This window comes from Bacillota bacterium, assembly GCA_018333655.1.
Classification (GTDB): Bacteria; Bacillota; UBA994; order UBA994; family UBA994; genus BS524.
The window spans coordinates 150,991-167,893 of sequence record JAGXTJ010000023.1; the positions used below are offsets into that span (position 1 = coordinate 150,991).

At 52.7% G+C, this 16,903-nt stretch carries 18 protein-coding genes; all 18 read left to right on the plus strand.

Going from position 1 to position 16,903, the window contains the following annotated elements:
- The first annotated feature begins 11 nt into the window (after positions 1 to 11).
- The 18 genes from rbfA to KGZ92_05315 all read left to right on the plus strand — a co-directional run bounded on the left by rbfA (position 12) and on the right by KGZ92_05315 (position 16,866).
- Entirely contained in the window at positions 12 to 359 is a 348-nt protein-coding gene (gene rbfA / locus KGZ92_05230; GenBank protein MBS3888690.1) for a 30S ribosome-binding factor RbfA, read from the plus strand.
- Entirely contained in the window at positions 346 to 1,326 is a 981-nt protein-coding gene (locus KGZ92_05235) for a bifunctional oligoribonuclease/PAP phosphatase NrnA (GenBank protein MBS3888691.1), read from the plus strand. The genes rbfA and KGZ92_05235 overlap by 14 nt, the downstream gene beginning before the upstream one ends.
- Complete coding sequence (gene truB, locus KGZ92_05240; GenBank protein MBS3888692.1) at positions 1,319 to 2,206, plus strand: tRNA pseudouridine(55) synthase TruB; 888 nt, start codon at positions 1,319 to 1,321, stop codon at positions 2,204 to 2,206. The genes KGZ92_05235 and truB overlap by 8 nt, the downstream gene beginning before the upstream one ends.
- Positions 2,200 to 3,111: a riboflavin biosynthesis protein RibF gene (ribF, locus tag KGZ92_05245; protein MBS3888693.1), complete on the plus strand. Its 912-nt coding sequence runs from the start codon at positions 2,200 to 2,202 to the stop codon at positions 3,109 to 3,111. Before truB ends, ribF begins: the two co-directional genes overlap by 7 nt.
- A gap of 93 nt (positions 3,112 to 3,204) precedes the next feature.
- A complete protein-coding gene (rpsO, locus tag KGZ92_05250) occupies positions 3,205 to 3,471 on the plus strand; it encodes a 30S ribosomal protein S15 (GenBank protein MBS3888694.1) in 267 nt (88 codons plus the stop codon).
- Positions 3,472 to 3,540: 69 nt separating this feature from the next.
- Positions 3,541 to 5,646, plus strand: a complete 2,106-nt coding sequence (locus KGZ92_05255) for a polyribonucleotide nucleotidyltransferase (protein MBS3888695.1) — start codon at positions 3,541 to 3,543, stop codon at positions 5,644 to 5,646.
- 88 nt (positions 5,647 to 5,734) lie between these two features.
- On the plus strand, positions 5,735 to 6,691 hold the full coding sequence (locus KGZ92_05260) for a polysaccharide deacetylase family protein (GenBank protein ID MBS3888696.1): 957 nt from the start codon (positions 5,735 to 5,737) through the stop codon (positions 6,689 to 6,691).
- 59 nt (positions 6,692 to 6,750) lie between these two features.
- On the plus strand, positions 6,751 to 8,013 hold the full coding sequence (locus KGZ92_05265; protein MBS3888697.1) for an insulinase family protein: 1,263 nt from the start codon (positions 6,751 to 6,753) through the stop codon (positions 8,011 to 8,013).
- 40 nt (positions 8,014 to 8,053) lie between these two features.
- Positions 8,054 to 8,299 (plus strand): YlmC/YmxH family sporulation protein, encoded by a 246-nt coding sequence (locus KGZ92_05270; protein ID MBS3888698.1) that lies wholly within the window; start codon positions 8,054 to 8,056, stop codon positions 8,297 to 8,299.
- 84 nt (positions 8,300 to 8,383) lie between these two features.
- Entirely contained in the window at positions 8,384 to 9,268 is an 885-nt protein-coding gene (dpsA, locus tag KGZ92_05275) for a dipicolinate synthase subunit DpsA (GenBank protein ID MBS3888699.1), read from the plus strand.
- Position 9,269: 1 nt separating this feature from the next.
- On the plus strand, positions 9,270 to 9,851 hold the full coding sequence (locus KGZ92_05280; protein ID MBS3888700.1) for a dipicolinate synthase subunit B: 582 nt from the start codon (positions 9,270 to 9,272) through the stop codon (positions 9,849 to 9,851).
- 35 nt (positions 9,852 to 9,886) lie between these two features.
- Complete coding sequence (dapG, locus tag KGZ92_05285) at positions 9,887 to 11,089, plus strand: aspartate kinase (GenBank protein MBS3888701.1); 1,203 nt, start codon at positions 9,887 to 9,889, stop codon at positions 11,087 to 11,089.
- A 19-nt stretch (positions 11,090 to 11,108) separates the two neighbouring features.
- On the plus strand, positions 11,109 to 11,987 hold the full coding sequence (gene dapA / locus KGZ92_05290) for a 4-hydroxy-tetrahydrodipicolinate synthase (protein ID MBS3888702.1): 879 nt from the start codon (positions 11,109 to 11,111) through the stop codon (positions 11,985 to 11,987).
- A 195-nt stretch (positions 11,988 to 12,182) separates the two neighbouring features.
- Entirely contained in the window at positions 12,183 to 12,764 is a 582-nt protein-coding gene (locus KGZ92_05295; GenBank protein ID MBS3888703.1) for an ATP-dependent Clp protease proteolytic subunit, read from the plus strand.
- Positions 12,761 to 12,970 carry a YlzJ-like family protein gene (locus tag KGZ92_05300; GenBank protein ID MBS3888704.1) on the plus strand — a complete coding sequence of 70 codons (210 nt, stop codon included), beginning with the start codon at positions 12,761 to 12,763 and terminating at the stop codon, positions 12,968 to 12,970. The genes KGZ92_05295 and KGZ92_05300 overlap by 4 nt, the downstream gene beginning before the upstream one ends.
- A gap of 121 nt (positions 12,971 to 13,091) precedes the next feature.
- Entirely contained in the window at positions 13,092 to 13,904 is an 813-nt protein-coding gene (locus KGZ92_05305) for an undecaprenyl-diphosphate phosphatase (protein MBS3888705.1), read from the plus strand.
- A gap of 420 nt (positions 13,905 to 14,324) precedes the next feature.
- Positions 14,325 to 16,085 carry a DNA translocase FtsK gene (locus KGZ92_05310; GenBank protein ID MBS3888706.1) on the plus strand — a complete coding sequence of 587 codons (1,761 nt, stop codon included), beginning with the start codon at positions 14,325 to 14,327 and terminating at the stop codon, positions 16,083 to 16,085.
- Positions 16,086 to 16,110: 25 nt separating this feature from the next.
- A complete protein-coding gene (locus tag KGZ92_05315; protein ID MBS3888707.1) occupies positions 16,111 to 16,866 on the plus strand; it encodes a helix-turn-helix domain-containing protein in 756 nt (251 codons plus the stop codon).
- Positions 16,867 to 16,903 lie beyond the last annotated feature (37 nt).

Sequence of the window (16,903 nt, forward strand, 5' to 3'; positions counted from 1 at the left end):
GGGAACGTGTAATGTCCCAATTTCGCACTGAACGCATCAAGGGGCAAGTGAAAGAAGAGCTAAGCGCTATTTTGCGCTTGCTTAAGGACCCTCGCCTCGGCTTTGCCACCGTAACTAGTGTTGAGCTGTCTGGTGACCATAGGCATGTCAAGGCTTTTGTTTCCGTCCTGGGGAGCGAGGATGAAAAAAGGGCCACTCTAGAGGCCCTAGAGAGCGCCACTGGCTTCGTGCGCACCGAGATTGGCAAGCGTATCAAGATGCGTCACACTCCAGAGATAATCTTTCGCCTTGATGAGTCGATCGAACACGGCGCACACATTAACAAGCTGTTGAAGGATATTGAGCGTGAAAACAAGTAACTCCACACTAGGCGAGATTGTTTCACTGATCAACAAGGCAGAAAAGCTCTTGGTCGTGGGGCATATCGCTCCTGATGGCGACTCTTTAGGCTCTTCTATCGCCTTCGCGCGCCTCCTCCGTCAGTTAGGCAAGGAGACGCAGGTGGCTTGCCTAGATCGCATACCACCTCGCTATGAGTTCTTACTGCGCTATGCCCCCTTAATTACTGAGGTGGGGCAGCTTCCGCGCGAAGTCGATTGCTTGGTCGTTGTTGACTGCGGTGACCTGGTGCGGACAGGCTTGCCTGAAACTTATGTTACGGGGCTCACCGTGGTAAATATTGATCACCATGTATCGAACAGAGGAACCTGGGGAAAGTCTTGGGTTGATGAGGACAGTAGCGCCACAGGGCAGCAAATTTTACGCTTGGTAGAACATGCACATTGGCAGGTGGACGGGGGGACGGCTACTTGTCTTTATGCCTCGCTCACTGCCGATACAGGGTTTTTCCGTCACAGCAACACCACGCCAGCACTCTTTAGGGATGCGGCTAACTTGCTAGAGTGGGGCGCTGACGCTAGACTCGTGACGGAGCAGGCACTAGAGCGTAAGAGTCTTGGTGAACTCTGCTTACTGCGCCATGCTCTTCATACCTTGACCCTGCACGGCGGGGGTAGAATTGCCCTGATTATGGTTTCTTTTGACGTCGCTAGGCAATGCGGGGTACAAGCCGATGAAGTCGAGGACATGGTCGATTATGCGCGAGCTGTTCCGGGGGTCCAAGTCGCTATCTTGCTCAAGGAAATGGCTCCCCAAATTACTAAGGTTAGTCTGCGCGCCAAAGGTCAGATTGATGTGAGCGGTGTGGCGGAGACTCTTGGTGGGGGTGGCCATCGTGCGGCGGCGGGGGCTACCCTGGCCTATGGCATCGACGCGGCACGAGAAGTAGTTTTAGAGAGAGTTCTGCGAGTGCTTGGCTGTGACTGACGGCTTTATAAACCTCTATAAAGAAGAAGGGTTGACCTCCCATGCGGTCGTCAATCAAGTGCGCCGTATCTTCGGTGTGCGAGCGATTGGGCATATGGGGACGCTTGACCCTGCCGCTAGGGGAGTTTTACCCTTAGCCGTAGGCAAGGCGACGCGCCTCATCCCCCTTGTTGAGGGGGATACAAAAGTGTATCGTGCCGAACTAGTGCTAGGGCGAGCGACAGACACCTATGACACCTCGGGAACAACGCTCGCGACGGCCGAGGCATCCTCTATTGCAGCTAGCGCCATAGGGCAGGTTTTGCCGCTCTTTGTCGGCAGGCAAGAACAGGTTCCCCCCATGTATTCGGCCATTAAAGTTAAGGGCCAGAAGTTGTATGAGTTAGCGCGGCGCGGAGAGACGATCGAAGTTCCGCCCCGCATTGTACATGTGCAAAGCATTGTGCTCGGTGAATTGCGCCGTGAACAGAGTTTGTCGATCGCCATGCTTGACATCACCTGTTCTAAGGGGACATACGTGCGCTCGCTTTGCTATGATATCGGTCGTATTTTGCACTTGCCCGCGTGCATGGGCAGGCTGTGGCGAGTGAGAAGCGGGCCTTTTGCTGCCGAAGATAGTGTTATGCTTGCCCGTCTCGCCGAAGACCCCTATCGCTACCTAATCCCGATAGATAAGTTGCTCGCAGCTTTTCCGCGCGTAGACCTATGCTTACCTACAGCCAAACAATTTGTGCATGGTCAACGCCTAGCCGTGGTTCATGGGGATGTCGTGGAATGCCCAGTCTATTGTGGACCACTGTTTATAGGTCTGGGAAAAGTAGCAGCGGGAATATTGTCCCCGACCAAGGTCATGGTGCAGGAGGTAGAACTGCTTTGTTGATATCAGCATTAGATCAGTCCATGAAAATTGGCGCTGTCTGCCTAGGAACCTTTGACGGCGTCCATCTTGGGCATCAAGCTATCTTTAAGAAGACCTGTGAGGTGGCTAGACAAAGACAGGGTTTGTCAGTAGTCTTCACTTTTTATCCCCACCCGGGGGCTATGGTAGGCAGGAACCAAGTCGGTTCTATCACTACGAGGCAGCAGAGAGCCCGTTTAATCGCCGAGTGTGGCCTGGATTTGCTCATTGAGCATCCCTTTACAGCGGAGTTTGCTTCCTTAAGTCCTGAGCAGTTTGTGCACGAAGTGCTCCTTAGGTCCTTTCCTAAAGCTACAGTTGTGGCGGGGTTTAACTACAGATTTGGACATGCGGCACAAGGAAATGTAGAGATCTTGCGAACGCTCGGGGAGAGACATTCTTTTAGCGTGGTGGAAGTGCCACCGGTTTTTGTCGACGGGGCCATAGTCAGCAGTACGCGAGTCAGGCAGGACATCCTAGCGGGTAATTTTGCCAGCATCACCGCTTGTCTCGGCAGGGTCTTTGCTTTGCAGGGTGCAGTGGGCACAGGCGATGGTCGCGGACGCACACTCGGTTTCCCTACCGCTAATGTGCATTTTCTACCTGAACAAGTACTACCACCTTCCGGGGTTTATGCCGTTTTCTCGCGTGAATTGGGCTACGGAGTCGCTAATTTGGGTAAGCGCCCCACCTTTCCCCAAGCTAGCACTACCTTGGAAGTGCACTTCTTCTCTCCCACGCCCGATCTCTATGGGCAAGAACTAGAAGTAGAGCTCCTCCACTACTTGCGGCCCGAAAGCCGCTTTGCAGATCAGGAGTCGTTGCGCCTGCAAATTGCTAAAGACATCGCCGACGCCTCTGTCTATACCTTGCACCAGAGAACCTAAAGTGCTAGAATAAAACGTAGCCTTTGGCTGGGTTTTCCGACTCCTCCGCCGGATTACGTGGCCAGGGGAGAATATTATGAGGAGGTGAAGTATATGAGCATCAACCAAGAACAAAAACGCGGCATCATCGATCAGTATCGCCTTCATGAGTCCGACACAGGTTCGGCTGAAGTGCAGATTGCGATTTTGACGAACCGCATTACTGAGTTAACAACTCATTTGAAGATGCACTCCAAAGACCATCACTCAAGGCGTGGTTTGTACAAAATGGTTGGACAACGCCGTCGCCTATTGAATTATCTGCAGGCCAAGGATGTGGAACGTTTCCGCGCCATTAAGGAGCAGCTAGGAATACGCTAAAGAGCAAAGCGGGGTCGCCCGCTTTTCTTTTTAGTTCGATTTGGCATACTAAGCTAAAGGAGGTAGAGCATGAACCAGTACTCCATATCCATCGCAGGACGAACTATGACCTTAGAGACAGGTCGCTTGGCTAAACAGGCCAACGGCGCCGTATTAGTGAACTACGGCCATACCTCTGTGTTGGTGACAGCCACCATGTCCCGTTCACCGCGAGAGGGCATTGACTTCTTCCCCCTACTAGTGGATTACGAAGAGCGCCTCTATGCTGTGGGTAGAATACCCGGTGGTTTCTTGCGTCGGGAAGGGCGTCCTGGCGAGAAGGCAACTTTGGCGGCCAGACTTATTGATCGCCCGCTGCGTCCTCTTTTTCCGGAGGGTTTTCGCAATGACGTGCAAGTCGTTGCCACAGTTCTGTCAGTTGACCAGAATAACCCCCCCGAAATTGCCGCCATGGTTGGCGCATCCGCCGCACTGTCCATCTCCAACATTCCCTTTTCCGGACCAATTGCCGGAGTGATTGTCGGCTTGGTCGACGGGCAGTACATAATCAACCCCACTATCGAACAATCCAGTAAAAGTCTGATCCACTTGGTGGTCGCGGGCACAAAAGACGCTATCATGATGGTCGAAGCTGGCGCTCTGGAAGTTAGCGAAGCGCAGATGATAGAAGCTATCATGGCCGGACATGAGGAAATTAAGCGCATCATCGCCCTTATCGAGACCATGCAAGAAGCGCACGGCGTACCCAAATTGTCCGTTTCCCTGTTTGAAGTGCCAGAGGCACTTCGTGTAGCTGTGGAAGATTATGCTGCTCTTCCCCTCGAGCAGGCCGTCATGGTTGCCGATAAACTGTCCCGCGAGGACGCGATTGCCGCAGTTATGAGCGAAGCCAAACTCAAATTCAGCGAGCTTTTTCCTGGTCAAGGAAAACTCGTCAGCGAGGTTCTGCACGATATAGTGAAGAATATTGTGCGCGAACGCATTCTCGCTTATGCCGAGAGACCAGATGGTAGGAAACCGCGCGAAATTCGTCTGATAACATGCGAAGTCGGTGTCCTGCCGCGCACTCACGGCTCTGGCTTGTTCACACGCGGTCAGACGCAGGTTCTCTCTGTTGTCACCCTCGGCACTAGAGGGGATATACAGATTATTGATGACCTTGGCCTTGATGAGTCGAAGAGGTACTTGCATCACTACAATTTCCCTGCCTACAGTGTTGGTGAAGTGCGCCCACAGCGCGGCACCTCGCGGCGGGACATTGGGCATGGCGCCTTGGCAGAGCGCGCGCTCCTGCCGATGATACCTTCTGAAGAAGAGTTCCCCTACACTATTCGCGTGGTCAGCGAGGTTTTAGAATCTAACGGTTCCACTTCGCAGGCGAGCGTTTGCGGCAGCACCTTGGCGCTCATGGAGGCTGGTGTGCCTATTAAGGCGCCTGTGGCTGGTATCGCCATGGGTCTTATCACCGATGGGCAGCGTCATGTAGTTCTTTCTGATATTCAAGGGATGGAAGACCATCTCGGCGATATGGATTTCAAGGTGGCCGGCACAGCCAAGGGCATCACCGCGCTGCAAATGGACGTGAAGGTGGCGGGCTTAGACAAAGACATTCTCACCGAATCTTTGGCCGAGGCACATACTGGCCGTATGCATATCCTGCACAAGATGCAAGAGACCATTAAAGAACCACGCCCAGATCTCTCCGCTTTTGCCCCACGCATGTTGACCATTTCCATACCGGTAGACAAGATCAAAGATGTCATTGGCCCCGGTGGCAAAATGATTAACAAAATCATTGCTGAGACGAATGTCAAAATCGATATTGAAGATGATGGTAGGGTTTTTATCGCTGCGGTTGATGCGGCACAAGGCATGAAAGCCAGGAGAATCATCGAAGATTTGACGCGCGAAATGGGCATTGGCGAGATTTACAATGGTCGTGTAACCCGCGTAGAAAAGTACGGCGCTTTTGTCGAGCTTATGCCTGGAAAAGAAGCCTTAGTCCACATTTCACAACTCTCGCACGGTCGGGTCGCGAGAACGGAAGACGTGGTCAACATTGGCGATGAAATACAGGTCAAAGTCATTGGCGTAGACCGTCAGGGACGCATTGATGCCTCACGAAAAGAGCTGTTATCGCCACAATCTAATGGTGGACCGCAAGGACAAGCCTAGGGATATGGGAGCGTTGCCCTGGCAATGCTCTTTATTTTTTTGGCGCCACCCACATATACATTAGAGTATAGAGTGGGGAGGGTTGCCGGTGAAAAACAAAGTAACCCTAGTTGTTGTGGTGCTGCTTTGTGCGCTCTTGCTCCAAGCCCTTCGGCCTAGCACAGCCATTCCTGTGGCCCGGGTAGCCAAAGGAGTGACTTTAGCGGGCATGGAGATTGCGGGCTGGACTGAAATGGAGCTAGAAGCGCACTTAGAGAGCGTTCAGCCACAGCTTTTTAGCGCGCCAGTTGAGCCAAGTTATGACAAGGTACAGCGCGGGGTCATCCCAGGGCTGGCTGGCCGCGAGCTAGATATCGCCGCCACTCTAGCGCACTGCCTAGGGGCCTTGCCGCAAACCAGTTGTGACTATGTTTTTCGCCCGGTCCTGCCTAGCGAGCCTTCGCTCGAGCTACCTATTTTTCAGGGCAACCCAGACAAAAGAAAGATTGCTTTCGTCATCAATGTAGCCTGGGGAAATGAAGAACTGAGCGAAATTCTCGATATTTTGGATTACTACAAGCTGCAGAAGACATTTTTCTTGGTCGGGCGTTGGGTCAGTAAATACCCTGAATTAGTTAGGGAAGTATATAGGCGTGGACACGAACTAGCAAACCATGCTTACTCTGACCTGCACTTGTCGCAGCAGAGCAGCGAAAAGATCAAGGACGAAATTTTGCGCACGACGGCAGCCATCGTCGCGGCCGTAGGGCCACTAGAAATTCGCTTCTTCAGCCCGTCCTACAATGATTTCGACCAGGAAGTCATACAAGCCGCAGCGGCACTCGGGTATCAGACGGTGCTCTGCAGCTTGGACACTGCGGATTGGATGCGCCAAGGGGCAGACCAAATCGTTCGGCGCATCGTGCCGCGAGCCCACAATGGCGCTATCGTCTTAATGCATCCCGCTAGGGATACCCCGCGCGCACTGCGTATCATGATTCCTCTGCTTAAGCAGAAGGGTTTTGCCTTGGTGACCCTAGGTGAGCTGCTTTCGCCTCTACCCTAGTAGATGTGCTTGGAAGTGTTTGGAAAAATAGAATGAATGGCTTGAATAGAGGGATTTTGATGGAGATCAGCAAGAACAAAGCAGGCATAGTTGTGGCGAGCGAACACATTCCCCATGTTGACACTGTGGCCCTCGGATTTTGGGTGCGCTGTGGTACCCTCTACGAGGGAGAGTCTGAGCAGGGTTTGTCGCATTTTTTAGAGCACTTGTTTTTTAAAGGAAGCCAGGAGCGTAGCGCGCGTGACATCGTGGAGGCCATTGATAACGTGGGTGGCGAGCTCAATGCCTACACTACCAAGGAATATACTTGTTTCTATGTTAAAGTGCTCAAGGAGCATTTGGGCTTAGCGGTAGATGTACTTAGCAATATGTTAAGCGCACCTAAGCTCTCGGTTAGCGACGTGGAAAAAGAGAAACAGATTGTACTTGAAGAGATAGCTCTTTACGAGGACACGCCTGACGAACTCATTCACGACTACTTGGCAACCACGATATGGCCGCATCATCCCCTGGGTCTGCCGATTTTAGGCAACAAGGAAAGTATCATGGCCCTCAATCGTGAGAAATGTTGGGATTTCTATCGGAGGCATTACCAGCCGCGCAACATTGTTATCACGGCAGCCGGAAATCTTCTTCATCAACAGCTCGTAGAACTAGTGGAAGAAAAACTCAAACTCGATGGTGAGCAGGGTGGCGACGCTTCTCCCGCCACGGCTACCGCCTACTCAGAGCGCTCCTGCTTTGTTGATAAGCCTACCGAACAATTGCACATTTGCTTGGGGTTTCCGGGCCTAGCCTGGCAACACGAGGACATCTACACCTTGAGCATGCTAAACAACATCTTGGGAGCAGGCATGTCTTCGCGCCTTTTTCAGCTCGTTAGGGAAGAGATGGGGCTAGCCTACAATATTTATTCCTACAGTGCGTCTTTTGTAGAGAATGGATATTACGGCATCTATGCCGGACTCTCGCCGCGCAATGCCGAACAACTCGTTACGGCAATTGGCGGTGAGCTTAAGGCCATGAAAAATGGCCTTGTCAGTGCCGCCGAGCTAGCGCGAGCGCGTGAACAGGTTAAAGGCGCCATAGTCATGGGGCTAGAGAGCACGGCAAATCGCATGAGTCGTATGGGGCGCGGGCTCCTCTTGGTAGGGGAGGTTACCCCGACTTTAGAAATCGTCAACAAGATTGAGGCCGTTACTCCCGATGACATCCAAAGATTGGCAGAGCGTTTACTCAAGATGGGTAGCAGTACTATCTGTGCCTTAGGACCAACCAAGGATCTACCTGATCTCAGTGCCACACTTCACGCTGCCTTCTAAGCACAGTCATCTCATCATAGACATAGATGAGGTGAAGGAAGTGAAGTTCAGTGAGCTAGCCGGAAAAGAGATCATCAACACCTTTGATGGCTCCAGACTAGGGCTCCTAGGAGACAGCGACCTAGTTATCAATGGGCGCACGGGTAAAATATTGTCTCTAGTGGTCTGCAAGCGTGGTCTTTTCGGCCTCGCTAGAGGGCAGAATGAGAGCATTCTCTCGTGGACAGCAGTCAAGAAAATAGGCCAAGACATGATTATTATTGACATGGGCAAACGAAGTCTCTGAGCTACTTGCAGAGACTCTTTTTTTTCACCCCTACAGCCCGCAGCACATATAGTGATGTTGAAGTAGCTGTAGAGGAGGATGAATGTGGCTACCACTCTAGCCGGTCTCTGCATTGCCCTGGTAGGCGGTGATTTGCGAGTCGAGCATTGCCTCCAAGGTCTCATCTCCCAAGGGGCCAGGTTGTATGGAGTAGGTCTCGAGAAGCTACCGCCCACCCTAGACATGGTGCATTGTAGCCTAGAGCGGGCGGTGCACGAGTGCCACGCCCTAGTGCTGCCCATGCAAGGCTGTGATGAAGACGGCTCTGTGAAAAGCAGTTTCTGTAATGAGCCCCTGTCGCTAGTCGGTGAGTATCAGGCACGAGGTCTCTTGGTCTTAACGGGGGTAGCCGGGCCTACATTGCGTTTACTGGCTGCTGATTACGGCTGGAACTTAGTCGAAATTGGTGAAGATGATGAACTAGCCTACCTCAATGCGGTTCCGACAGCTGAAGGAGCTGTGCGCCTAGCGCAAGAGTTAGCGCAGAAGACGATTCATCATAGCAAGGCGCTAGTCATAGGCTTTGGGAGGTGTGGGACGATTCTAGCACACCTTTTGCGCAACATGGGCGCCGAGACTTATGTCTATGCAAGACAAAACGGCGATTTGGCACGAGCTATTGCGCTTGGGTTCATAAAGGTTTCTCAAGTGGAACTGGTTGAGACGTTCTCGCGCATGGACCTAGTTTTTAACACGGTACCTGCCGTCATAGTGGGTCGCGAGCTGCTCTTGGTCTCACAGCCCAAAGTGATCGTCATCGATATTGCCTCTAGGCCCGGGGGGGTTGACTACAGCGTGGCTAAGGAGCTAAAGCGTGTCGCGGTGCTAGCCCCAGGACTACCCGGTAAATGTGTGCCGGAGACCGCAGGGCGAATTCTCGGCGCCGTGCTGCCTCGACTCATAGTGGAAAACATGGCGAAGGAGAGGTAAAATGATAGCTAAGCGTATTGGTTTCGCTTTGACGGCGTCCTACTGCACCTTTTCGTCTGTACTACCTGAAATACGGGAGCTCACCGCTCGTGGCGCCCAAGTAATCCCCATTATGAGCGAAAATGCAGCCACCTCCGACACTAAGTTTGGTCAAGCTGCCATGTGGAAGGAGAAAATACTAGAAGTCTCTCGGGCGCATGCTATAATCGAAACTATTGTGCAAGCAGAACCTATCGGCCCAGGTAAACTGCTAGATCTTTTAGTGGTTGCCCCTTGCACCGGCAACTCGCTTGGTAAAATAGCTAATGCCATCACCGATAGTGTAGTGACGATGGCCGTTAAGGCGCACTTACGCAATATGAGGCCCGTGCTAATCGCGGTATCAACCAATGATGGCTTAGGCCTCAATGCCGTCAATATAGGCAAACTCCTAAATAGCAAAAACGTGTTTTTCGTTCCGTTCTCACAGGATAACCCCGAGTTCAAACAGAATTCCCTAGTAGCGCATATGAACCTCATACCAGATGCGGTAGAACATGCTTTGCGTGGTCTGCAGCTCTCCCCGGTGCTCCGCGGCACATAGTTTACTCGCTTCGGCCATGAAGATTGGAGGTCATTATGGGCATTATAGTACAGAAGTTTGGCGGTACCTCAGTTGCCACAGCAGAGTTGCGGCAGAAAGTTATCCAGAAGGTCGTAGAGGGCAGGGCCCTCTACGACGTCGTCGTGGTGGTATCGGCCATGGGTCGCAAGGGGGACCCCTATGCGACAGACACTCTTATCGGCCTGCTGCAGCAAGCAGGTGTCCCCGATAAGCACGATTTAGACATCATGATGGCTTGTGGTGAACTGATGTCGGCCGCTCTAGTGGCGACTAGCTTGCGACAGGCCAGAATAAAGGCTGTAGCTTTGGCCGGCTGGCAGGCCGGCATTGTTACTGATGCGACCTTTGGCGACGCACGCATTATTACGGTCAAAGCTGACTACTTGAGAAGTCTCATTGCCCAGGGTATAGTGCCAGTTGTGGCAGGCTTTCAGGGCGCTAGTGACAATGGTGATATCACGACGCTCGGCAGGGGTGGTAGTGATACTTCTGCCGCGGCCATAGGCGTGGCCTTAGGCGCGAGTGCCATTGAGATTTACACAGATGTCGACGGCATAATGACGGCCGACCCACGTGTGGTGCGTGACGCGCGCGTCATCAACACCCTAGACTACTCTGAGGTCTTTAACATGGCCTCGCAAGGTTCTAAGGTCATTCATCCGCGAGCCGTAGAACTGGCCATGCAGCGCAACATACCCCTCATCATTAAGAGCACGCTGAGTGAGGCGGCGGGTACGGTCATTGCTAACAACGTTCTCTTTGAAAGAAAGATTGGCAGAGCGGTAACTGCAGTCGCGCATTTGCCCGGGGTATCACAGGTGACTATCACGACTCCGAGCGATGATAGTACCTTGGAATATGAGATCTTTCGACGTTTAGCTCTAGCGGTGGTCAGTGTGGACTTAATAAACGTGAGCCCCGCGGAAAAGAAATTCATCGTGCAGTCCGAGGCCGTGGAGAAGGTGCAAGACGCCTTGCGCGATCTACCTGTGGTAGTTAACCATAGAGCGGGTTGCGCTAAGGTGAGCGTCATCGGTACAGGTATGCGCGGCATACCTGGGGTCATGGCCAAGGTGGTAGCCGCCATGCGCGAAGCTGCGGTGCGCATTTTGCAAACGAGCGACTCCTACTTGACTATCTCCGTTCTTATCGACGAGAAGGACATGGAAAGAGCTGTGCAGGCTTTGCATCACCAATTTGAACTTAACATCGAGTAGAGTAGGGGGGGGTAAAGTCATGAATTTTGGTCGACTGATGACCGCGATGATTACGCCTTTTGGTGAGGATGGCCAAATTAGTGCCGAGGCCGTTGGGGTGGTCGTAGAACATCTGGTGCAGACTAAGACGGACACTATTGTCGTGTCTGGCACGACAGGGGAATCGCCCACACTTAGTCAGGATGAAAAGACTTTTCTCTTACAGACCGTAAAGAAGATGGCTCGCGGCCGCGTAAAGGTACTTATGGGCACGGGTACCAATGACACCAAGGAGACTATCGCCAATTCGCGCCGGGCCATACAACATGGGGCGGATGGCATCATGCTCGTGACTCCCTACTACAACAAGCCACCTCAAGACAGTCTCTACCAGCACTTTCTCGCAGTGGCGAAAAGCGTAGATGTACCGGTGCTCCTCTACAATGTGCCGGGGCGCACCGGTTGCAATATGCTGCCGGCCACGGTGGCGAAGTTATCGCAGGTAGAGGCCTTCATTGGTGTGAAAGAAGCTAGTGGCAGCTTAGACCAAGTCAGCGAGATCGCCCGCTCGGTGCGAGAGGGTTTTCTTATTTATTCGGGTGACGACTCTCTCACTTTACCCATGCTCTCTGTCGGAGCGGTAGGGGTGGTAAGCGTGTCCTCCCATATTGTGGGCAGCGAGATGAAGGACATGATAGAGGCCTTTTTCGCTGGTAGAGTTGATGCTGCCTGCAAAACGCATCTCCATCTCTTGCCCTTGTTCAAGGCACTCTTTACTACGACTAGCCCCATTCCCCTAAAGTGGGCCCTAAACCGCCTCTGTTATCCGGCGGGTGAGGTTCGGCCGCCCCTCTACGATATGTCGGTAGCGGACAAGGCTTTAGTGGAAGAGTCCTTACGATTAGTTGGTAAACTTTAGCATGGTATTTTCTCCGCTCGAATAGCCACACTATCAATGAGTCGACGTGGGGTGCCTGTCGACTAAGAAAAGAACGGAGAAAGAGCTGTGCGTCAAGAACAAGAAGAAGTAAAACCCGCTGTTCCACCTCCCTCTACATCCCTACAAGAGTTTGGTCAACTGCGTCTACCATCAACCGAGAGTAGTCTTCACGTCATGACCATTGTGGGACAGATAGAGGGGCATATGATTCTGCCACCTCAGAACAAGACGACGAAGTACGAGCATATCATTCCACAACTAGTGGCCATCGAGCAAAACCCAAAAATCTTGGGGCTCCTGGTCATTCTTAATACCGTGGGGGGAGATGTCGAAGCCGGCCTGGCCATAGCAGAAATGCTGGCCACCATGTCTAAACCAACAGTGTCTCTAGTCTTAGGGGGTGGGCATTCCATCGGCGTGCCCATTGCCGTGGCGGCAGGACATTCATTCATCGCTGAAACGGCGACCATGACCATTCACCCCATTCGTTTGACTGGGATGGTCATCGGAGTACCACAGACATTTGAGTACTTAGAGAAAATGCAAGAGAGAGTAGTACGCTTTGTGGTGAATAATAGCGGCATCAGCACTGAGAGATTTCGTGAACTGATGTTTAGGACGGGGGAGTTAGCCAGAGATATTGGTACGGTGATTGTAGGAAAAGAAGCCGTACAAGAAGGGCTCATTGATGATGTGGGTGGCCTGGCACAGGCCCTTAGCAAGCTGCGCCAGATGTGTCATATAGGTGCAGAATGATCTACTCCATAGTTCCACCAGAAGTAATTTTTGCCGAGAACATAGCGCTTAAGTATCCTGAAGAAGTTGTTTACTTGGGCAAGAGAGTCTTGGTACAGCCGATGGATGATAGGACCTGCCAAATTATACAGTTACTCAGTAGTAGTCCTAGCGATTTTTTGTTACCGGCCTTTTCGCCCGGCAACATCATTACCCTCCACACGTAGTAGTAGTAGTAGTAGTAATATGGAATAGGGCTGCCCTATGGAATTGGGTAGTCCCTTTTCTTTGCCGCAGCGAAGGGCCCCTCGTTGTGGTATAATCCATGTAGCGAAAGGGGAGGTTTTTTTGTCTCTGGGGGCTGTTATACTCTTGGCTATTGTGCAGGGACTGACCGAGTTCTTGCCTATTTCTAGTTCCGGCCACTTAGTTCTCGCCCAGTACTTGCTAGGGGTAGAGTCGCCGGGAGTATCTCTTGAGGTGGCCCTCCATATTGGCACCCTCATTTCGGTGGTCATCGTTTTCTGGGACGATATTTTTGGCTTGCTGCGTGCGGTAGTTAGTATCGTACTAGACCCCTACAATAGGCGGAGTCCCGCGACTGCAGCGTATCGGCGCTTACTTTTTCTCTTGGTCGTCGGCAGTGTGCCTACCGGCCTCTTGGGGGTTCTCTTTGCTGACACTTTTGAGCTTTTGTTTGCTAGCCCACGTTTTATCGGCTACGCCTTGCTAGTAACGGGCATTATTCTTGTCATAGGCACTATGAAGCAGGGAAAAAGAGAGATGCGGGACATTGGTCCTGTCGATGCTCTCTGGGTGGGACTAGCGCAAGGGCTGGCCATCACCCCTGGTATTTCGCGTTCTGGCACAACTATCGCCGCAGGTCTCTTTAGGAATTTCGATAGGGATACGGCGACTCGTCTTTCATTCTTGCTGTCCTTACCAGCAGTGTTGGGAGCAGCTCTGCTTAAAACGCCCGAGCTCTTAAACGATTACGCCACGCATCCTCTTTCTCATGTGCTGCTTGGCATTGCGGTGTCGGCCCTTGTTGGCGTAGTGGCCATTAGGTACTTAGTGGCCCTGCTCAAGCGCGGCAAATTGCAGTATTTTGCCTACTATGTGTGGGCAGTAGGTGTTTTGACGATAATTTTTGTCCAGTAAGAGGGTGGGGAGTTGAAAACTGTGCCAAGGCGCAACATAAAGAAGACATCGTCTGCCAAAACGGGTCTGTCAAACGAAATTCTCGCTGTTCTTATGATCATTGTGGCCGCGTTCTTGGCACTGAGTTTGCTTGCGACCGATCTCACCGGTCATGTCGGCAGGTTCGCGAGCGTCATACTTGTGGGCTTGCTGGGCAGAGTGGGGGCAGTGGTAACCATGATCTGCGCCATGCTAACTGGGGTGCTGGCCTTAGCGGGAAGAAAGAAAGCCACGCGCAGAATTCACTGGTTTATGGTGCTAGTTGTCGCCGCCGTACTCTTGGCCAGTGCCCTCGCGGTTCCCGCGATTAGGCGCGATTTGCCCTATAGTTACAATACTCCTGGCGGTGGAGGCATAGTGGGAGGCTTTCTCGGCAACTTGATGGTTAGCTTAGTGGGTGAAATTGGCGCCTGGGTGGTAGTCGTCACGGCGGTGCTGCTAGGTCTCTTGTGGGTTACGGGAGTATCCTTAGTGGCAGTAGTGCGGCGCCTACTAGGCTCCCTGCAAGGAGCGCTGTCCTTGGCACGAAAACAGCGGCGACCCGCTGTGGCCACTAAGACTGTCGCCCTACCACCATCCCCCGAGGGGTGGTCAGATATCACGGAAAACGAACATATCCCTGAGCCCACGCCGCTGCCGAAACCGCAGCCCGTGGTGCTAGAGGAGCTGCCCGCAGGCAAGATAGAGCAACTAAAATTGCCCCTCTCGGATTACCAGCTACCAGACCTTGACCTTCTCAACCGCGCCCTACGCACCAGTGTGGTACGTGGCAGCCGAGAAGAAAAAGACAATATTCGCACCCTAGAAGAAACGCTCGCTAATTTTGGCGTGAGGGCTAAAGTCGTTGAAGTCACCAGAGGGCCTACCTGTACCCGTTACGAAATGCACTTATCTCCGGGCACGAAGGTTAGCAAAGTTACAGGCCTTAGCAATGACTTGGCCATGAGCTTGGCCAGTGAGGGCGTGCGGATAGAGGCTCCCATCCCCGGCAAAGCGGCGATTGGCATCGAAGTTCCTAACAAGGCCAGGGGCTCCGTCTTCTTGCGCGATGTGGTGGAGAGCACCGAGTTTAATGCCAGCACATCACCCTTGACAGTAGCTTTGGGCAAAGATATAGAGGGCACGACGATTATCGCCGACCTGACTCAGATGCCACATTTGCTGATTGCTGGTGCTACGGGTGCAGGCAAGAGTGTGTGTATAAATACTATTATTTCTAGCGTATTGTACAAGGCGAAGCCAAGCGAAGTTAAGATGATGCTGATAGACCCTAAAGTAGTGGAATTATCGCTCTACAACGGTATACCTCATCTTATTGCGCCCGTATTAAATCACCCTAAGAAAGCAGCCCATGCCCTGAAGTGGGCCACAGGAGAAATGGAAAAGAGGTACGCTCTCTTCGCGAAGGCTGGCGTGCGCGACATTGCGCGATACAACGAGAGGGCTCTCGAGCGAAACCTCGACCACATGCCCTACTTACTCATCGTCATCGATGAGCTGGCCGATTTGATGATGGTGGCGAGGGCGGATGTAGAAGATGCCATTTGTCGTCTCGCGCAAATGGCGAGGGCCGCCGGGATGCACCTGGTCATTGGTACACAGCGGCCCTCTACGGACGTGATCACCGGTCTTATCAAGGCCAATATCCCCTCCCGACTTTCCTTCACGGTATCATCTGCCACCGACTCCCGTGTAATTCTCGATATGTCAGGCGCCGAGAAATTGCTTGGCCGAGGAGATATGCTCTACCTCCCTGTGGGGCAGAGCAAGGCCAAGAGAGTGCAAGGAGCTTTTGTATCGAATCGTGAAATTGAAAAAATCGTAGACCATGTCTCAGCCCAGGCTGAAGCCGTGTATGCACCCGGGCTCGCTGCTCTTGACGATGTCGATAACAGCGTTCCAGAAGGCGACAGCGAGCAAGACGATCGTTTTCTAGATGCGGTGCGCGTCATTGTCGAAACCGGGCAAGCCTCGGTGTCCATGTTGCAGAGGCGCATGCGGCTCGGCTATACTAGGGCCGCGCGTATTGTAGACCAGATGGAAGAGGCGGGTATCGTAGGCCCAAGCGACGGTAGCCGACCGCGCCAGATCAACAAAAGCCACGCTCTGGTAAAGCAACTGCTTGACAACAACAAAGGGTGATGTGCGAGCATAAGGGGGGAGACAAGTGCAGGGGATCGGTAAAGCCTTGCGTCAGGCCAGAGAGGCAGAAGGCCTCTCGGTGGCAGAAATGTACCGGCGTACTCACATTAGAGAGTGGATCGTGGAGGCCATTGAGGCCGAGAATTATGCGGCGATTCCAGGTGGGCCTGCCTACCTTAGAGGCTTTGTCCGCCGTCTGTGTGTGGAGCTTAATCTCGACCTTTTAGAGTTGTCTCAAGGGGTGGAACTAGAGGGGCGTGAAAATAGGCCGCCCTTAACACAAACTACGCCAGGGCGGCAGCTCAATCGGGCTTCCTTAGCAGGAGTGGTACTGATGTGCTGTGCGTTCTCTTTGGCGGCCCTGTACTGGTTTTTTGGCTTGCCCAATACACCAAAGCCCCCTGTAGCCAATTTGCCCCCCGTAGATCCTCCCCAGGTCGTGACACCCATAACCCCACCCACCCCTCCTCTAGTCGAGCAGCCTACCTTTGTTTTTGCGGGGGTGCTAGAGGGACGACATGTATTTGTCGTCAAAGAGTGGCCAGTGCAGCTTAAGGTTGCCGTGCGCGAAGAACAGTGCTGGGTCATGGTAGAAGTCGATGGCGCAGGCGGTAGATCGGCCATGCTACAGGCTGGGGAATCAAGGGAGTTTACCGCCAATCTGTCTCTCCGCCTTCGTCTAGGGCGAGCCCGCGTAGCAGATATTATAGTCAATGGGCATTCCTTGCCTGGGCAGACGGGCGATGTGATGGATTTCACTTTTACGAAAGCAGGCCCATAAGGGGTCTTTTTTTTGGAGGTAGTATGGAAAAAATGTC

Coding starts and splice junctions, on each gene's coding strand:
- rbfA (MBS3888690.1), top strand. CDS start 12: ATGTCCCAATTTCGCACTGAACGCATCAAGGGGCAAGTGAAAGAAGAG.
- rpsO (MBS3888694.1), top strand. CDS start 3,205: ATGAGCATCAACCAAGAACAAAAACGCGGCATCATCGATCAGTATCGC.
- KGZ92_05255 (MBS3888695.1), top strand. CDS start 3,541: ATGAACCAGTACTCCATATCCATCGCAGGACGAACTATGACCTTAGAG.
- KGZ92_05265 (MBS3888697.1), top strand. CDS start 6,751: ATGGAGATCAGCAAGAACAAAGCAGGCATAGTTGTGGCGAGCGAACAC.
- KGZ92_05280 (MBS3888700.1), top strand. CDS start 9,270: ATGATAGCTAAGCGTATTGGTTTCGCTTTGACGGCGTCCTACTGCACC.
- dapG (MBS3888701.1), top strand. CDS start 9,887: ATGGGCATTATAGTACAGAAGTTTGGCGGTACCTCAGTTGCCACAGCA.
- dapA (MBS3888702.1), top strand. CDS start 11,109: ATGAATTTTGGTCGACTGATGACCGCGATGATTACGCCTTTTGGTGAG.
- KGZ92_05295 (MBS3888703.1), top strand. CDS start 12,183: ATGACCATTGTGGGACAGATAGAGGGGCATATGATTCTGCCACCTCAG.
- KGZ92_05300 (MBS3888704.1), top strand. CDS start 12,761: ATGATCTACTCCATAGTTCCACCAGAAGTAATTTTTGCCGAGAACATA.
- KGZ92_05310 (MBS3888706.1), top strand. CDS start 14,325: ATGGTTAGCTTAGTGGGTGAAATTGGCGCCTGGGTGGTAGTCGTCACG.